Genomic DNA, 16,119 nt, shown 5'->3' with positions numbered 1-16,119 from the left:
TTCGTCCAGAAACCCACTGCGTCTCCCGCGCACAACTGCAGAGTTGAGCCATGTTCGAGAGAGTGGATTTCCAACAACCGACGGTCTTTGGTCCTTCAAGTCTACGGGAGAGCCATCACTGCGCCAAATCGCGCCCTCAGCTGGTGCTTGTGCCCAGCTGCGGGAGTTCTTTCTGCCAGATGCCCGTGACCCCGGCCGTCTGGAATCCCAGCTGCTTATTGACCGTCAGGAGGTACCGGTTTTCCGGCGCATTCCAGGTGTAGATGATCCGGGCATCCGGAAACTGTTCGGTGAGCCGTTCCATGTTTGCCACCTTGATCAGCAGGCCGAGTTTGTTTCCGCGGTGTTCCTGCAGCACCAGTGTGTCGTCCTGGAAGACAACGTCGGCGCGGTGCGCCAGGACAGTGATGGTGGTCAGGCCCACAAGGGCACCTGTGGCGAGGTGCTCGACGGCGGTGACCACCGTCCGCCGCCCCTGCGCGATGGCGACGTCTTCCGCTTCCCGGAGGATGCCGCCGTCGAACACCATGTCCTGCTCAACGGGCGCTTCCAAGGAGGGATCGACGTCGGCCCCCGCCTGGTTCTCAAGGACGGCGACAGCTTCGAGCCACTGGTCCGGGCACCGGTCCGTCCAGTGGTGCAGCCGGTAGCGGCCGTTGTTGGCCTCCTCGGCTTCGGCCTGCAGGTCCGCAACCAGCTTCGAATCCAGGGGCAGCGCGCAGGAACTGAACTGTTCGATGTGTTGGAGCGTGTACCCGGTCTTCTGCGCGAACTCTACTTCGCGGCTCTCCAGCGGCACGAAGCCCTGGCCGGAGCCGGGGACCAGCTGGGCCTTTTCAAACTCGTGAAGGGACGCGCCCGGATGGTTGGTGTCCACCAGGATCATGGTGCGGCCTTCCGCCCGGGCCAGCTGTTCGGCCGCCTGGAGCAGCCGCCTGCCCACGCCCTGGCGCTGGAACTCCGGCAGGATGTCCAGCGTGAACTCCGCGAGGTCCAGGTTGTCGGTGAGGGGCAGCGCGATGTCCACGGTGCCCACGATTTCGCCGTCCACTTTGGCCACCAGGATGAGCTGCCGCTCATAGGGGTCTTCAAATTCCAGGAGCTTTTCCAGCGGCTCGTAGGCGAGGTCGTCGCTCCCCCAGGTCTGCATCCGGACCTTCCGGCCCACCTCGACCGCGGCAAGGAAGTCTGCGGCGTCCGGGGAGTCGAGTGAGTCCGGGATCCAGAGCTGTTCGATCTTCACGTCTTTTGCCATTGGCGTCTTCATCCCAGCCGTTTCTGCCACTCACCTTCATAGCCGGCGGGCCTGAATCCAAGGGCATTATTTATGGCCAGCATATGTCGGTTTTCAATGGCATTCCACGTCAACACTGACCGCACGGACGGCCACCGGCCCTGGGCGCGCCGAAGGTTTGCCAGTTTCACCAGGAGCCCGAGGCGGTGGCCGCGGTGGCCTCCGGCAACGAGCGTGTCCTGCTGGGCGATCGTGTCAGGAACCCCGGGCCGCCAGTTCAGGACGGTGTAGGCAACCAGTTCGCCCGTACTTAGGTGGAGGGCCGCCGTCACTGCCGACTGGACTCCGCCCCGGAACAGCGTCCGCTCTTCGTCGCGTACGCGGGCGGCATCCCAGTCTTCGCCTTCCCAGTCCATGCCGGCGATGGGAACGTCCTCGGTCATCGTGGCCTTAAGCCGGGCGTAGGCGTCCACCAGGGCCTCCGGGCAGTGATCGTCCCAGCCGGTAAGTCCGTAGCCTGCGGCCCGGGAAGAGGCCTCGGCCTCCAACTGGTCCAGCAGTTCCGGGGCCACCGGCAGCCCGAGGCGGCTGGAGCGCTCCACCTGCTCCAGCTCGTAGCCGGAGGCGAGGGCAAAGGCTACGGCGGGGGCGGTGAGCGGCAGGCCGCCAGCACCGGATTTGGCGGGCAGCAGCACAGCTCCGTCCGCATGCGCCAGCGGGACCTCGTGATAGGCGTCCAGGGACATCCTGCCCCGCTCCCGGGCTACGGTTTCAGCGTGTTGCCGGAGGATGCGTCCCAATCCCTGGCGCCGGTGGGCCGGGGAGATGAGGACGTCGATTCCGGCGGTGTGCGTGTTCTCGCGGAGCGGGAGCGTCACAGAGCAGAAGCCCACCGGTTCCCGGCCCAGCCTGGCAAGGTAAAGCTGCCGCTCCTCGTACTCATTGCCCTGCCAGAACTCCAAGGCTTCCGCCAGCGTGGGGCAGCGGTCCAGGTTGCCCCAAAGCTCCAGTTCGTGGGCCACGCGCATGTCATGGCACACCGTGAAGTCGGCAGTTGCGTCCCCGGCGCTTGCCACCGCTCCCCTGCCGGGTGCCAGGAGGACGTCCACGGCGGAAATCGTGAGGGCATCGGGCGTCCCCGCGACGCCATCCAACTCCGGTCCGGCCATTTCTACAGCTTAGGCAAACTGACACCCGTCCGGGACAGGAAGCTTAAAACACAACCGCCCGGCAGGTGCCGGGCGGTTGTGTTTGCTGCGGACGGGTCCGCAGCGGAAGTTCAAGTGAGGATTTAGGCCTCGGTCAGAACCTTGGTGACGTTCGGGTCAACGGAGATGCCGGGACCGAACGTGGTGGCAACGGTGGCCTTCTGGATGTAGCGGCCCTTGGAAGCGGACGGCTTCAGGCGAAGCACCTCTTCCAGTGCTGCTGCGTAGTTCTCGGCCAGCTTGATGGCGTCGAAGGACACCTTGCCGATGATGAAGTGCAGGTTGGAGTGCTTGTCGACGCGGAAGTCGATCTTTCCACCCTTGATGTCGTTGACGGCCTTGGTGACGTCAGGGGTCACGGTGCCCGTCTTGGGGTTCGGCATCAGGTTACGCGGACCCAGGACCTTACCGAGGCGGCCAACCTTGCCCATGAGGTCGGGGGTGGCGACGGCGGCGTCGAAGTCGGTCCAGCCGCCGGCGATCTTTTCGATCAGGTCATCGGAACCAACGAAGTCGGCGCCGGCAGCGATTGCTGCTTCAGCCTTGTCACCCGTGGCGAAAACCAGGACGCGGGCGGTCTTGCCGGTGCCGTGGGGCAGGTTGACCGTGCCGCGGACCATCTGGTCAGCCTTACGGGGGTCGACGCCGAGGCGGAATGCAACCTCAACGGTGGCGTCGAACTTGGACGGGTTGGTGTCCTTGGCGAGCGTTACTGCCTCGAACGGCGCGTAGAACTTCTCCGCGTCGATCTTGGCGGCTGCTGCCTCATATGCTTTGCTGCGCTTTGCCATGCTGCTTGTTTCTCCTTGTGCAGTTGTGGTCTGCGGACCGCGCTGGGCCCTGCCACAGTTGGTGAGCGGACTCGTTATCCGTGCCCGGTTCCCAACATTTCTATGTAGGTGGTGCCGGTTGTCCCGGCGGTGCCGCCCGTCGTCGTGATCGGTTTCCCGAGCCCGACGCCAGGGCGACGGAAGCGACTAGCCTTCGACGGTGATACCCATGGAGCGGGCGGTGCCGGCGATGATCTTCGCTGCGCCTTCGAGGCTGGTGGCGTTGAGGTCTTCCATCTTGGTGGAAGCAATCTCGTTGACCTGGGCCTGGGTCAGCTTGGCAACCTTGACGGTGTGCGGGGTAGCTGAACCCTTGGCGACGCCTGCAGCCTTCTTGATGAGCTCTGCAGCCGGCGGGGTCTTGGTGATGAACGTGAAGGAACGGTCCTCGTAGACCGTGATTTCCACGGGGATGACGTTTCCGCGCTGGGCTTCCGTCGCAGCGTTGTACGCCTTGCAGAATTCCATGATGTTGACACCGTGCTGGCCAAGCGCAGGACCGATCGGCGGAGCCGGGTTAGCGGCACCTGCCTGGATCTGCAGCTTGATGAGGCCGGTGACCTTCTTCTTGGGAGCCAATGTAGGGTCCTTCTCTCAATAACGTCCTGGGGCACAGGAGCGTGCCTCAGGTTTTTGGCCGCCATGGCGAGGCGGCCGGCCGTTCCGGTGCTGCTAAGCGGGCAGCGCCGGGACGAATTCTTTGGATAATCAGATCTTGGTGACCTGGTTGAACGCCAGGGTGACCGGCGTTTCGCGCTCGAAGATGGAAACCAGCACCACGAGGGTCTGGGATTCGACCTTGATCTCGGAGATCGTGGCGGGAAGGGTCTCGAAGGGGCCTTCCTTGACGATGACCGACTCGCCGACCTCGAAGTCGACGTCCACCGGAGCCTGGTTCTGCTTGTTGACCGGCTTGCCCTTCTCGGCCTGCTCTTCCTCGAAGACGGGGGCAAGCATGGAGAAGACCTCATCGAGGCGCAGCGGCACCGGGTTGTGGGCGTTGCCCACGAAGCCGGTCACGCCGGGGGTGTGCCGGACGGCGCCCCAGGAGGCGTCGGTCAGGTCCATGCGGACCAGCACATAGCCCGGGATGCGGACGCGGTTGATCACCTTGCGCTGAGCATTCTTGATCTCAACGACTTCTTCCATCGGCACCTGGATCTCGAAGATGTAATCTTCCATGTCCAGGGTCTGGATGCGGGTTTCCAGGTTGGCCTTCACGCGGTTTTCGTAACCTGCGTAGGAGTGGATGACGTACCAGTCACCTTCCTGGCGGCGCAGCTTGGCCTTGAACTCTTCTGCGGGGTCTACCTCGGCCTTGGCGGCGGCAGCGGCGAGGGCGTCGGTGGACTGTTCCTCGGAGCCGCCCTCGTCATCAGCCTTTGCGTCGAAGTCATCGGAATCGGCGTCGTCGGGTTCGGGCGCGGAGGACTCAACCTCAGACTCGTCACCGGCTTCTGCCGTGATGTCCGCGGACTCTTCCAGCTCAGTCTCGGTTACCTCGAGCTCCTGCTCAGACACTTGGTCTCCTGCTTCCTCATTGCCTAACATGCCTATTTAAATGGCTCAATTCCGCACACCGGTGTTTCCCTCCGGATTCCCGGACGGAACACACAGCCTGCGGACGGTACAGCCTTAGCTGTCCGTGGGGCCTTTACCGCCGAAGAGCCAGCCGACGGCGGATCCGAAGCCAATGTCCAGCAGGCTGACGATGACCATCATGATGCCCACGAACACCAGCACCACGAGTGTGTAATTAATCAGTTCCTTGCGGGTTGGTGCAACAACCTTCTTCAGTTCGCCGATGATCTGGCGGACAAAAAGTGCAATGCGAGCGAAGAAGTTTGTCTTGGCGTCCTTCTTAGCTGGGCGGCCCTTGGAGCTGCTGGCAGCTGTTTCGGTCACCTGGTCCTCGCTCATCTTTGCAATGTTGGATTACCCGGTCCTGATCAGAACCATGGTTGCTGCGCTTGCCCCGGATTTTCGCCCGGGGCAGCTTGCGCAGGGCAGACAGGACTCGAACCTGCAACCTGCGGTTTTGGAGACCGCTGCGCTACCAATTGCGCCACTACCCTATGGATTGAATTCCACTCTCCGATGACGAACCGCCAGCTGCACTGGGGCGCACGCCATCATCCGTGTTTCAACACCGGTGAACCAGTCTACGCAACAACTTCGCGTTCGTCGAACCGGCCCGTTTCCGGCCCCCGACTGCTGCCCTGGCTGACCTTGACCGGAACAGTCACAAATCAAAACGGGCAACCCGGGGGGTCCGCTGAACAGCATAGAGTAGAACTCGTCGAATCCCACATTCCAGCCGCCAGGCTGCAAGCGAAGAACGGACCTGCCATGTCTGCCGCCCGCGTTTCCCAGCGCATTTCCGCCATTGCCGAATCCGCAACCCTTGCCGTTGATGCCAAGGCGAAGGCGCTGAAGGCTGCAGGCCGGCCGGTCATCGGATTCGGTGCGGGTGAACCCGACTTTCCCACTCCGGACTACATCGTCCAGGCCGCCATCCAAGCGGCAAGCCAGCCGAAGTACCACCGCTACTCCCCCGCCGGCGGGCTGCCCGAACTGAAGAAGGCCATCGCCGAGAAGACCCTGCGCGACTCCGGCTACGCCGTGGACCCTTCCCAGGTTTTGGTGACCAACGGCGGCAAGCAGGCCGTCTACAACACTTTCGCCACCCTGGTGGATCCCGGCGACGAGGTCATTGTTCCCACTCCGTTCTGGACCACCTACCCGGAGGCCATCCGGCTCGCAGGCGGCGTGCCGGTGGAGGTCTTCGCCGGCCCGGAGCAGGACTACCTCGTCACCGTTGAACAGCTTGAGGCAGCTGTCACGGACAAAACGAAGATCCTGCTGTTCGTCTCGCCCTCCAACCCCACCGGCTCGGTGTACTCGCCGGAGCAGGTGGCCGAGATCGGCAAGTGGGCGGCGGCCAAGGGCCTCTGGGTGGTCACCGACGAGATCTACGAGCACCTGACGTACGACGGCGTTCCCTTCACCTCGATCGCGACCGCCGCCCCTGAGCTGGGCGACAAGGTCGTCATCCTCAACGGCGTCGCGAAGACCTACGCCATGACCGGCTGGCGCGTGGGCTGGATGATCGGCCCGGCCGATGTCATCAAGGCAGCCACCAACCTCCAGTCGCACGCAACGTCCAATGTCTCCAACATCATGCAGATCGCTGCCCTGGCTGCCGTTTCCGGCCCGCTGACCGCCGTCGACGAGATGAAGGTGGCGTTCGACCGCCGCCGCAAGGCCATCGTTGCTGGCCTGAACGCCATCGAGGGGGTGGAATGCCCGACGCCGAAAGGTGCCTTCTATGTCTACGCGGACGTCCGCGCGCTGCTGGGGAAGGAATTCCCGACGGCGTCCGGCACGGCCACGCCGCAGACGTCCGCTGAGCTGGCCGCGCTGATCCTGGACGAGGTCGAGGTGGCAGTGGTTCCGGGTGAGGCCTTCGGCCCCTCCGGCTACCTGCGCCTTTCGTACGCACTGGGCGACGAAGACCTCGCCACCGGCGTCCAGCGCCTGCAGGACTTCCTGGGCAAGGCCCAATAAGCACCCTCTCTCACTTAATGCGGGAAAAACCGGAACGCTCTATCACTCTGAACTGGTCCCCGGAAGTTGGACTGGCCAAATAGGATCCTAAGCTGCGAGGGCCTGGGCACGGTATTGGACCGGGCTCAGGCCCTTGAGCTTTGTTGAGATTCTTTTGGTGTTGTACCAGTGGATGTATTCCTCGACGGCGGTTGCCAGGGCGTCGGTGTTGAGGAACCGGACGCGGTGGAAGAATTCTGACTTGAGGTGGCCGAAGAAGTTCTCCATGACCGCGTTGTCGTAGCAATTTCCCTTGCGGGACATTGATTGGACCGCGCCGGCGCCCGCGATCAGGGTGCGCCAGGAGGCGTGCCGGTATTGGAAGCCTTGGTCCGAGTGCACCAGCGGTTGCTGACCGGGCTGCAGGCAGGTCAGGGCCTCACGCAGGGAATCGTTGGTGAGCGCAAGGTTCGGGGATGAGCCCAGCGAGTAGGAAATGATCTGCCGGTCGAAGAGGTCCATGACCGGTGAGAGGTAGAGCTTCCGGTCCCCGACGCTGAATTCCGTCACATCAGTTACCCACTTCTGGTTCGGTGCATCAGCGTCGAACTCGCGGTTCAGCACGTTGGGCGCGACCGCGCCCTGTTCGCCTTGGTAGGAGTTGTAGCGCTTCCGGCGCCGGACCTTGCAGACCAGCCCGAGTTCCTGCATCAGCTTCAGCACAGTCTTCTTCGCGACCGTCCACCCTTGTTTGACCAGCTCGCTGTGGATGCGGCGGTGCCCGTACCGGCCATGGTTCGTTTCGAAGATCTCCGTGACCGCGGCTTTGAGTTTCTCTGTCGGGTCCGGCGCCTGCAGCCGGGGCTGGTGATAGAAGAACGTGGACCTGGCCAGCCCGGCGATGTCCAGCAGGACACCAAGCGGATAGTCAGCCTTGAGGGAAACGACGGCTTGAACCTTTACCGTCGTCCCTGTTCCCTCAAGGCCCGCAGTTTTCCCAGGTACGCCACCTCAGCGCGCAGCCGTTCGTTCTCCCGCCGCAACCGCTCAAGCTCGGGCAAATCCGCAGGCGGCGGGGAATCGGGTTTCCGCGGCCGGCCTTTGGGCTTCGGCCGCAACCCGTCCTCGCCTTCGAGCCGGTACGCCCGGACCCACTTTTGCAGCAGCTCACGGGAGGCCAGACCTGCCTCGACTGCCAGATCCGGGCCGGACTCGCCCGCGAGGAAGCGCTCGACCAGGGCACGTTTGAACTCAAACGAGTACGACCTCACCGCCCTGCCCACCAGCACTGCTTGCCCATGAATCCTCCACCGCCCATACAGTGCCCTGACCGGCACACGAGGCGCATCCAGCACCCGGGCCGCCGACCCATACCCGACACCCTTCTCAAACAACGCTACAGCCGCCTCGCGCTGCGCCTCAGACAATGAACTACGTGCATGCATAAAACTGCTCCCCGGAAGTCGGAACTGAATTTCTCAGTCCAACTTCCGGGGAGCAGTTCACTCCCTTCAGGAGAGTGATAGAGCGTTCGGGTTTAAGGCGCATCAAGTGAGAGAGCGTCGGGGTTAGAGGAGGCGGCGTTCGGCGGCCCACTTGGTCAGCTCGTGCCGGCTGGACAGCTGGAGTTTGCGGAGCACTGCCGAGACGTGGGTTTCCACCGTCTTGATGCTGATGAAGAGCTCCTTGGCCACCTCCTTGTAGCTGTAGCCGCGGGCGATGAGGCGCATCACCTCGAGCTCCCGCGCGGAGAGCCTGTCCAGTTCGTCATCGGCGATGTCCGCCGGGGCCGTGCCGAAGGCGTCCAGGACAAAGCCGGCCAGCCGCGGCGAGAAGACGGCATCCCCTCCGGCCACCCGGTAGACGGCGTCGGTGATTTCGGCCCCGGAGATGGTCTTGGTGACGTAGCCCCGGGCTCCAGCCCGGATGACCGCGACAACGTCCTCCGCCGCGTCCGAGACGCTGAGCGCCAGGAACCTCGTAGTGGACAGCAGTGCCGCCGAGCCGGCAATCACTTCACGGCCGCCGCCGCCGAGGCCGCCCGGAAGGTGGACGTCGAGCAGCACCACGTCCGGCCGCTCCTTCGCGATCACGGCGATGGCCTGCTCCACGGTGGCGGCCTCGCCCACAACCTGGACGCTGGGATCGAGGTCGGCTTTCAGGCCTGAACGGAAGATCGCGTGATCGTCCACGAGCACCACCCGGACAGACTGTGTGGCGCGGTTGGTCCCGTTGCCGGCTCCCTGTGCTGGGTTCATGGTTTGCCTTCCGTGTTCTGCGTCTGCTTCTCCGCCTGCGCGGCCGGGAATCCCAGCCGGACTTCCGTGCCTTCACTGGTGCTGATGATGTTGGCCGTGCCGCCGTGCCGGTTCATCCGGCCGATGATGGACTCCCGCACGCCGAGCCGGTCTTCGGGGACGTCCTGGAGTTCGAAGCCGGGACCCCGGTCCTTGATGAACACTTCGGCGCGCCCGCCGGTGACCTCAAGATAGACCGATACCGCACCGCCGCCGTGCCGCGAGGCGTTAAGCATGGCCTCGCGGCTGGCCTGGATCAGCGCCTCATGGCCTTCGGTGACCTCGGTGTCTCCCACGCTGACCACCTCCACCGCGTTCCCGAGCAGGTCCTCCACTTCCGCGGCAACTGCCTTGATCCGGTCCGAGAGCTGCCCGGCGTCCTTTCCTGGGTCCTCGAACAGCCAGCCCCGGAGTTCGCGCTCCTGCGCACGGGCGAGGCGGACAACGTCGTGCTCATTGGCGGCGCGCCGTTGGATGAGTGCCAGCGTCTGCAGGACCGAATCGTGAAGGTGTGCCGCGATTTCCGCTCGTTCAGTCTCGCGGATCCTGCCGGCGCGTTCAGCTTCGAGGTCTCGCCAGAACTTCAGCGCCCACGGGAGCAGGACCAGTACCACGCCGCCGAGGACGGCCACGGACGCCAGCAGCGCCAGCCAGGTCTGCTCCCAGGAACCGGACCCGGACACCATCACCAGGACGCCCGCCACCACCAACGCCAGGCCGGCGGCAAGCCGTGCCCAGCCGCCTGCCTGGTTCGCTTTGGTTTTATCCACCAGCCCGGCCCGACGGGTCTCATCAAGCTGCATCCAGGCGATGGAGGCTCCGCCCAGGACCGCAGCCGCGGGGATGATGGTCCCCAACGGAACGTCCATCCCCAGCAGCTGGGCGCCGAGGATGCCCGCCACCAGGAGCAGCCCGACGCCGAGCAGGATCTCCTTGCCGTACCTCATCTCGCGGAACCGGAACCAAGGCGCCGGCGCCGCTTCCGCGGGCACTCCGGCGCCCGGCACCATGCCGGGGCCGGTGTTCGCCGACGGCGTGCCCGTAGCGGTGCCGCCCATCACGGCCGGAGCAATGGGCGACGTCGGCCGCCGTTCCTGCCGCCGGGCGCTTTCGTAGGCGGTGGGCACCATGATCCAGAGCCAGGCGTAGAACACGACGCCGGCCCCTCCGGCGAATGAAGCCAGGACCATTCCCACACGCACAGTGTTCACCGGCAGCCCAAGATGCGCGGCGAGGCCCGAACAGACCCCGGCAATGAAGCGGTCGCTGCTTCGGACCAGCGGCGGGCGGGCGGGCGCGGATGTCATGGTCCAATCCAAGCACGGATCAGGGTCTCCCGGACCGGGTTGGCACGGGAACCGGGGGCCTCTCAGGGACGGCTCAGGGTGTCCCCCGGTAGAGCCGCCCGGCCGGGAGCGGCAGGATCGAAGTATGAACTCGCTAACCCCGAACCCCCATGACGGCACGCCGGAAGAACCCCCGGCCAGCCCGAAAATTGAGAACACCACGGAGCCCCTCCCCGGGGGGGAAAACCCCACCCAGCCCCTGGCGCCGCCTCCTTCTGCCTCCGCGCCGCCGCGGGATTCCGCAAACCCGGGCCCGGCGCATGAAACCCCCGGCGCCGGCAGCAGTTACTCCTATGCCGGAGTCCCGGGCCAGCAGACCGATTTCTTCACCTGGGTCCGGAGCCAGGGAATCAGCCGCGGCCAGGACCGCTGGGTGGGCGGCGTTTCCAGCGGCATCGCGCAGCGTGTGGGAGTCGACCCCTTGATTGTCCGCGGCGTCTTTATCATCCTTGCCCTCTTCGCAGGGATCGGCGTGCTTCTTTACGGGCTTGCCTGGGCGTTCCTGCCCGAGCCCGACGGGCGCATCCACGTCCAGGAAGCCGGCGCGGGACGCTGGACCACCGGCATGACGGGTTCACTGATCGCGGTGGTGGCAGGATTCAGCGGGCTCGGCAACGGCTTCTGGGGCTGGGGCAACCGGGGTGTGGGCCCCTTCCTGTGGTCCCTGCTGTGGGTCGGCGGCGCCATCTACCTGGTGTACTACCTGGTGCAGCGCAACAAGACAGCCGCCGGCACGCCGACCAGTGCAGCAGCGGCCGGCACGGCTGCCTACTCATCCGGGACGTCCACCCCAACCACACCGCCGTACTCAGACGTCGCAGGCAGCGGTCCGTTTGCCGGCAACCCCTACGGCGGCAGTAGCGGGGGCACTGGCAGCGGTTCCGGCAGTGGCGGATGGGGCAGCGGTGGATACTCCGGAAGCCGGCCGTCGCCGGTTCCGCCGCCCGCTCCCAGGGTGCGCGCCGCAGGTCCCGGCACTCCCGCCGTCGCAATAGCTGCCGGCAGTGCCCTGCTGGTGGGCGCTGGCGTGAAAGCCCTGGACCTCACCAACGTCATTGACCTCGGTAACTCCGCCAACGCGGTTGCCTGGGCAAGCGCGGCAGCCGTCCTGGGCATTGGCATCCTCATTCTTGGCCTCCGCGGCCGGACCCCCGGCATCCTCTCGTTCTTCGCCGTGGCGGCCCTCATCATAGGAGGAATCTTCAACGTGGTGGGCAACAACGGAGACCGCGTCCGCTTCCAGCAGGTTGACTGGGCACCGACGAGCATCGAGCAGGCCAGCGGCGGATTCGACATCACGGCCGGCAGCGGAACCGTTGACCTTACGGCCATGTCCCTGGATGCCCCGCTCACCTCGGAGGTCCGCGTCCCCCTGGACATCACGGCCAGCAACGTCACAGTAGTCATCCCGGGCGACGTGCCCGTGGACATCAAGGCGGACATGACCCTCGGCAACCTGAACGAACGCGGCAACCAGCGGGGCGGCATCACCACCCGGCAGAGCAGCTACAACACCGACAAGCCCGGCAGCCACCTGGTCATCCAGATCAACGGCACCGTCAGCAACGTCACCATCCAGGAAGGCAACTGACATGAGCAGCCAAACTCCGGGCTCAAACCCGTACATTCCGGATCCCTATGCGCAGGGCGGCACGACGGCGGCAGGCGCGTCTTCTGCCCCGCCTTCCGGGGCACGCGTGGGAACCATCGTCTGGGGCCTGATCGTCGTGGCCCTCGCCGCGCTGATCATCATCGCCCAACTGGGCATCGTCACGCTCAACGGGACCTATGTCCTGATCGGACTGATGATTGGGGCAGGCGCGGCCCTGGTGCTCGGCGGCCTCCTCTCCGCCCGGAAACGTGACAACGGCCCTACAACACGGAAGTCTTGAACCATGGACAAGTTTTTCAGCATCGTCAGGGGCCTCGGCCTGAAACGCGGACCGGAACGGTGGCTTGGAGGCGTGCTTGGAGGAATCGCGGCCAAGCTCAATGTGGACGTTGCTTTCGTCCGCATCGCGTTCCTGGTCTTCTGCCTGCTCCCCGGCCCGGCCGTCATCTTCTATCTCCTGGCCTGGGTGATCCTGCCCGACCAGAAGGACGTCATCCCGCTCCAGGTGTTCCTCGAGCGGCGGTCCTTGAACCGTCCCTGAACCCGTCCTGACAAAGCACCGCAAGGCCCCCGCTCCAGCTGCACCGGAGCGGGGGCCTTGTGTAACCAGTTTGTGTCGTACCCCACACACGCCACTAGAATCTATGTGAGCTCAGCGTGGCGCTCTGCCTGTAAACCCTCTCCCCAGGATTTGAGCGAGACATGAAAATTGGAATTCTTACCAGCGGTGGCGACTGCCCCGGCCTGAATGCGGTCATCCGCGGCGCGGTCCTCAAAGGTATCGCCATCCACGGCCACGAGTTCGTTGGCTTCCTCGATGGCTGGCGCGGCGTCGTTGAGGGCGACATCATCGACATCCCCCGAACCATGGTCCGCGGCATCGCCAAGCAGGGCGGCACCATCCTGGGCACCTCACGCACCAATCCGTTCGAAAACGGCGGCGGTCCCGAGGTCATCAAAGCCCACATGGACCGGCTCGGAATTGATGCCATCATCGCCATCGGCGGTGAGGGTACCCTCGCTGCGGCAAAGCGACTCACGGACGCGGGCCTGAAGATCGTTGGCGTCCCCAAGACGGTGGACAACGATCTTGACGCCACGGACTACACGTTCGGCTTCGACACCGCTGTGCAGATCGCCACCGAAGCGATCGACCGGCTCCGCACCACCGGTGAGTCCCACCACCGCTGCATGATTGCCGAAGTCATGGGCAGGCATGTCGGCTGGATCGCCCTTCACGCCGGCATGGCCGCCGGCGCGCACGCCATCCTCATCCCGGAGCAGAAGGTCAGCATCGAGCAGATCACCGAATGGGTGAAGGAAGCCCATTCCCGTGGCCGTGCCCCGCTGGTGGTGGTGGCGGAAGGTTTCGTCCCGGAGCACATGGAAACCCCGCATTCCGAGCGCGGCCTGGACACCTTCGGCCGCCCCCGCCTGGGCGGCATCGCGGACCAGCTCGCCCCGGAACTGGAAGCCCGGACCGGCATCGAAACCCGCGCCACCATCCTGGGCCACATCCAGCGCGGCGGCGTGCCGTCCGCGTTCGACCGCGTCCTGGCCACCCGCCTGGGCATGGCGGCCATCGACTCCGTGGTGGAAGGCTACTGGGGCACCATGGTGGCGCTCAAGGGAACGGACATCGAGCACGTGGGCTTCCAGGATGCCCTCGGACAGCTCAAGACCGTCCCGCAGAAACGCTACGACGAGGCCGCCGTCCTGTTCGGCTGAGTTGTCGCCGGGAGGCCGTGTCCTCCCATACTGCCGCGGCGTCCTGTTCAGCGGTGCGCGCTGCCCGCCCTAGGCTGGAGGCATGACACTTGACCCCGGTTCCGCAGCCATCATCCAGCTCGCGTGGGCCCGGCACCTGGGACTCGACGACGACGCCTTCGGATCCGCTTTGGCGTCCGGGGAACGGATCGTCCGCGCCGACGACAACGCCCGCACAGTGGAATTTGTCCGGCTCTTTGGCAGCTCTGCGCTGGTGGGCCCGCAGTGGGTCATCGACGCCGCGGAGGGCATCGCCGACGAGGAGATGGCCCAGCATGTAACGCTCATGACGCTGACGCGGTCCCACGGCGGCCATGGGCTGGGTGCCGCGGCCTTGTTCTTCGCGGACGACCTTCCCCTGAAGCAGCCCCCGGAAGAGATGACCGTTTCGCACGGCAACCCGGAGGCCATCGAACTGGAGGGCAACTGCCCGCCGGACGACGTCAACGAGGTGGGCCTGTCGGACCTCGAAAACCGCTACACGATCGTCCACGAAATGGAGGGCCGCCGCGTGCCGCTTGCCTGCGGAGCCTACTCTGAGTGGGAGGGCCTGCTGGCCCGTCTGGGTGTCCTGGTGGACCCGGCATGGCGGCGGCGGGGCCTGGGGACGCTGGCCGCCTCCATCGCGGCGCACGAGGCGCTGGCCGCAGGGCTTACGCTGCAATGGCGGACGGACGTCAGCAACACCGGAGCCGTTGCGCTGGCCCGGAAGCTCGGCCTGTCAGCCGGCGGAATCCAGACCAGCGTCCACCTTGGCTGACCCCGGAACGGCCCCGCGCCCGCCCCAGTCCTGAACCGGCTGCGGCTTCGCAAAGAACAGCGCCACGGCGGCCCCGACCAGGACCACCCCGGCGGGCAGCAGGATGGACTGGCCCATCGCCGTCGAAAACCCGCTGTGGAGGGCCTCCGGCAGGCTTCCGGAGAAGCCCGTTCCTTCCCCGGCCGCCCCGCCGGGTCCGCCGGACGGAAGCTCGGCTGCGAGCCGGGCCTGGATCAGCACGGCAATGGCCGCGCTGCCCAGCACGGCACCGATCTGCCGCGTGGTGTTGTACACGCCGGACCCGGCCCCTGCCTGCCGCGGCGGGAGGTTGCGGGTGGCGGTGGTGCCCAGCGGAGCCCAGATGCCTGCGTTGGCGAACCCCAGGACGGCGCTGGGCAGCAGGAACAGGAGGATGGGGGTGTCCGGCTGCATCAGGACTGAGTTCCACACCAGGGCCACGGCCATCAGTACCAGGCCGGTGGCAGTGAGGAATTTGGGGTTGACTTTGTCGATGATCTTTCCCACCACTGGAGCAAGGCCGCCGGAGATCAGCGCCATGGGAACCATCGTCAGCGCGGACTGGGTGGGCGTGAGGCCACGGACCAACTGGTAGTAGAAGATGAGCGGCAGACTGAAGGCCGTCACCGTGAAGCCGACGGTGGTGATACCGATGTTGGCCAGGGAAAAGTTCCGGTCGCGGAAGAGCCCCAGGGGCAGCAGCGGCTCACCCTTGTTGAACCGCTGCCAGACCACGAAGAGAGCCAGCACGGCAAGGCCGGCGACGATCAGGCCCCACACCGTGACGGGACCGGTGATGGTGCCCCAGTTGTAGGTTTCGCCCTCCTGGATGCCGAACACCAGGAGGAAGAGCCCGACGGCGCTGAGCACCACGCCGGGAATATCGAACCGGTGCGGGTGGGTGCTGAGGGACGGAACGTTGCGCAGCGCGAGGACAAAGCCTGCAATGCCGATGGGCACGTTGATGAAAAAGATCCATTCCCAGCCGAGCCCGTCCACCAGGACGCCGCCCAGGATGGGTCCCACGAGGGTGGCCATGCCTGCGGTGGCACCCCAGATCGCCATGGCGGCACCGCGCCTGTCCGGCGGGAAGATCCGGGTGATCACTGCCATGGTCTGGGGCGTCATCATGGCCGCGCCGAGGCCCTGCAGCACGCGTGCCGCTATCAGCACCTCCACCTGGCCCGACAGGCCGCACCACAGCGAAGCCAGGGTAAAGACCACCAGGCCGGCAAGGTAGAGCTTCTTGGGCCCGAAGCGGTCCCCCAGCCTGCCGGTAATCAGCAGCGGGACCGCATAGGCCAGGAGGTAGGCGCTGGTGACCCAAATGACCGAGTTGATGTCCGCGTCCAGGCCCTCCATGATCCGGGGGTTGGCCACGGACACAATGGTGGTATCGATCAGGATCATGAAGAACCCGATCACCAGGGACCAGAGGGCCGCCCACGGCTTCGCCACGTTTTCCACTGGGCAATCCTTCCTCAGGTTGTGATCCGCCGGG

At 65.4% G+C, this 16,119-nt stretch carries 17 protein-coding genes and 1 tRNA gene; 6 read left to right on the top strand and 12 right to left on the bottom strand.

What is annotated here, in order from left to right; genetic code table 11:
* Positions 1–136 precede the first annotated feature (136 nt).
* The 7 genes from GK109_RS15725 to GK109_RS15695 all read right to left on the bottom strand — a co-directional run bounded on the left by GK109_RS15725 (position 137) and on the right by GK109_RS15695 (position 5,347).
* Positions 137–1,255 (bottom strand): GNAT family N-acetyltransferase, encoded by a 1,119-nt coding sequence (locus tag GK109_RS15725; RefSeq protein WP_157241600.1) that lies wholly within the window; start codon positions 1,253–1,255, stop codon positions 137–139.
* An 8-nt stretch (positions 1,256–1,263) separates the two neighbouring features.
* Positions 1,264–2,403, bottom strand: coding sequence for a GNAT family N-acetyltransferase (locus GK109_RS15720; RefSeq protein ID WP_157241599.1), 1,140 nt, complete (start codon positions 2,401–2,403; stop codon positions 1,264–1,266).
* 122 nt (positions 2,404–2,525) lie between these two features.
* Entirely contained in the window at positions 2,526–3,233 is a 708-nt protein-coding gene (gene rplA / locus GK109_RS15715) for a 50S ribosomal protein L1 (RefSeq protein ID WP_157241598.1), read from the bottom strand.
* 186 nt (positions 3,234–3,419) lie between these two features.
* Positions 3,420–3,851, bottom strand: a complete 432-nt coding sequence (gene rplK / locus GK109_RS15710; RefSeq protein ID WP_003803853.1) for a 50S ribosomal protein L11 — start codon at positions 3,849–3,851, stop codon at positions 3,420–3,422.
* A gap of 129 nt (positions 3,852–3,980) precedes the next feature.
* Positions 3,981–4,793, bottom strand: coding sequence for a transcription termination/antitermination protein NusG (nusG, locus tag GK109_RS15705; protein WP_370460632.1), 813 nt, complete (start codon positions 4,791–4,793; stop codon positions 3,981–3,983).
* A gap of 114 nt (positions 4,794–4,907) precedes the next feature.
* The gene (gene secE / locus GK109_RS15700) at positions 4,908–5,192 is read right to left on the bottom strand and encodes a preprotein translocase subunit SecE (RefSeq protein WP_157241596.1); all 285 of its coding nucleotides are present in this window, start codon (positions 5,190–5,192) and stop codon (positions 4,908–4,910) included.
* A gap of 82 nt (positions 5,193–5,274) precedes the next feature.
* A tRNA-Trp gene (locus GK109_RS15695) sits at positions 5,275–5,347 on the bottom strand.
* 274 nt (positions 5,348–5,621) lie between these two features.
* On the opposite strand from GK109_RS15695, the gene GK109_RS15690 reads away from it, so the two are divergent.
* Complete coding sequence (locus tag GK109_RS15690; protein ID WP_157241595.1) at positions 5,622–6,839, top strand: pyridoxal phosphate-dependent aminotransferase; 1,218 nt, start codon at positions 5,622–5,624, stop codon at positions 6,837–6,839.
* Positions 6,840–6,926: 87 nt separating this feature from the next.
* Here GK109_RS15690 and GK109_RS15685 read toward each other — a convergent pair whose 3' ends face one another.
* From GK109_RS15685 to GK109_RS15675, 4 genes are all read right to left on the bottom strand, one after another.
* Complete coding sequence (locus GK109_RS15685; RefSeq protein ID WP_370460788.1) at positions 6,927–7,727, bottom strand: IS3 family transposase; 801 nt, start codon at positions 7,725–7,727, stop codon at positions 6,927–6,929.
* Positions 7,728–7,777: 50 nt separating this feature from the next.
* A complete protein-coding gene (locus GK109_RS22395) occupies positions 7,778–8,101 on the bottom strand; it encodes a helix-turn-helix domain-containing protein (RefSeq protein ID WP_370460487.1) in 324 nt (107 codons plus the stop codon).
* Positions 8,102–8,386: 285 nt separating this feature from the next.
* A complete protein-coding gene (locus tag GK109_RS15680) occupies positions 8,387–9,076 on the bottom strand; it encodes a response regulator transcription factor (RefSeq protein ID WP_157241594.1) in 690 nt (229 codons plus the stop codon).
* Positions 9,073–10,422, bottom strand: a complete 1,350-nt coding sequence (locus GK109_RS15675; protein WP_157241593.1) for an ATP-binding protein — start codon at positions 10,420–10,422, stop codon at positions 9,073–9,075. The genes GK109_RS15680 and GK109_RS15675 overlap by 4 nt, the downstream gene beginning before the upstream one ends.
* Before the next feature lie 124 nt (positions 10,423–10,546).
* Between GK109_RS15675 and GK109_RS15670 the strand changes: the two genes are divergently transcribed.
* From GK109_RS15670 to GK109_RS15650, 5 genes are all read left to right on the top strand, one after another.
* On the top strand, positions 10,547–12,052 hold the full coding sequence (locus GK109_RS15670; RefSeq protein ID WP_157241592.1) for a PspC domain-containing protein: 1,506 nt from the start codon (positions 10,547–10,549) through the stop codon (positions 12,050–12,052).
* A gap of 1 nt (position 12,053) precedes the next feature.
* Entirely contained in the window at positions 12,054–12,353 is a 300-nt protein-coding gene (locus GK109_RS15665; RefSeq protein ID WP_157241591.1) for a hypothetical protein, read from the top strand.
* Between the two features lie 3 nt (positions 12,354–12,356).
* Positions 12,357–12,614 carry a PspC domain-containing protein gene (locus tag GK109_RS15660; protein WP_104998652.1) on the top strand — a complete coding sequence of 86 codons (258 nt, stop codon included), beginning with the start codon at positions 12,357–12,359 and terminating at the stop codon, positions 12,612–12,614.
* 161 nt (positions 12,615–12,775) lie between these two features.
* Entirely contained in the window at positions 12,776–13,801 is a 1,026-nt protein-coding gene (locus tag GK109_RS15655; RefSeq protein ID WP_104998653.1) for an ATP-dependent 6-phosphofructokinase, read from the top strand.
* 82 nt (positions 13,802–13,883) lie between these two features.
* Complete coding sequence (locus GK109_RS15650; RefSeq protein WP_157241590.1) at positions 13,884–14,600, top strand: GNAT family N-acetyltransferase; 717 nt, start codon at positions 13,884–13,886, stop codon at positions 14,598–14,600.
* Here the strand turns inward: GK109_RS15650 and GK109_RS15645 are convergent.
* A complete protein-coding gene (locus GK109_RS15645; RefSeq protein ID WP_370460631.1) occupies positions 14,562–16,085 on the bottom strand; it encodes a DHA2 family efflux MFS transporter permease subunit in 1,524 nt (507 codons plus the stop codon). The two genes, GK109_RS15650 and GK109_RS15645, sit on opposite strands and share 39 nt — an antisense overlap.
* Positions 16,086–16,119 lie beyond the last annotated feature (34 nt).

Origin of the sequence: Pseudarthrobacter sp. GA104 (genome assembly GCF_009741265.1) — a bacterium.
Classification (GTDB): Bacteria; Actinomycetota; Actinomycetes; order Actinomycetales; family Micrococcaceae; genus Arthrobacter.
The sequence above is the reverse complement of the archived record's forward strand: the minus strand, read 5'-3'. Positions and strand labels throughout refer to the sequence as shown.

Excerpts from the sequence above, each read along its gene's own strand:
- GK109_RS15690 (WP_157241595.1), top strand. The coding sequence starts at position 5,622 with ATGTCTGCCGCCCGCGTTTCCCAGCGCATTTCCGCCATTGCCGAATCC.
- GK109_RS15650 (WP_157241590.1), top strand. The coding sequence starts at position 13,884 with ATGACACTTGACCCCGGTTCCGCAGCCATCATCCAGCTCGCGTGGGCC.
- rplA (WP_157241598.1), bottom strand. The coding sequence starts at position 3,233 with ATGGCAAAGCGCAGCAAAGCATATGAGGCAGCAGCCGCCAAGATCGAC.
- GK109_RS15680 (WP_157241594.1), bottom strand. The coding sequence starts at position 9,076 with ATGAACCCAGCACAGGGAGCCGGCAACGGGACCAACCGCGCCACACAG.
- GK109_RS15725 (WP_157241600.1), bottom strand. The coding sequence starts at position 1,255 with ATGGCAAAAGACGTGAAGATCGAACAGCTCTGGATCCCGGACTCACTC.
- secE (WP_157241596.1), bottom strand. The coding sequence starts at position 5,192 with ATGAGCGAGGACCAGGTGACCGAAACAGCTGCCAGCAGCTCCAAGGGC.
- GK109_RS15675 (WP_157241593.1), bottom strand. The coding sequence starts at position 10,422 with ATGACATCCGCGCCCGCCCGCCCGCCGCTGGTCCGAAGCAGCGACCGC.
- GK109_RS15670 (WP_157241592.1), top strand. The coding sequence starts at position 10,547 with ATGAACTCGCTAACCCCGAACCCCCATGACGGCACGCCGGAAGAACCC.
- GK109_RS15720 (WP_157241599.1), bottom strand. The coding sequence starts at position 2,403 with ATGGCCGGACCGGAGTTGGATGGCGTCGCGGGGACGCCCGATGCCCTC.
- GK109_RS15655 (WP_104998653.1), top strand. The coding sequence starts at position 12,776 with ATGAAAATTGGAATTCTTACCAGCGGTGGCGACTGCCCCGGCCTGAAT.
- GK109_RS15660 (WP_104998652.1), top strand. The coding sequence starts at position 12,357 with ATGGACAAGTTTTTCAGCATCGTCAGGGGCCTCGGCCTGAAACGCGGA.
- GK109_RS15665 (WP_157241591.1), top strand. The coding sequence starts at position 12,054 with ATGAGCAGCCAAACTCCGGGCTCAAACCCGTACATTCCGGATCCCTAT.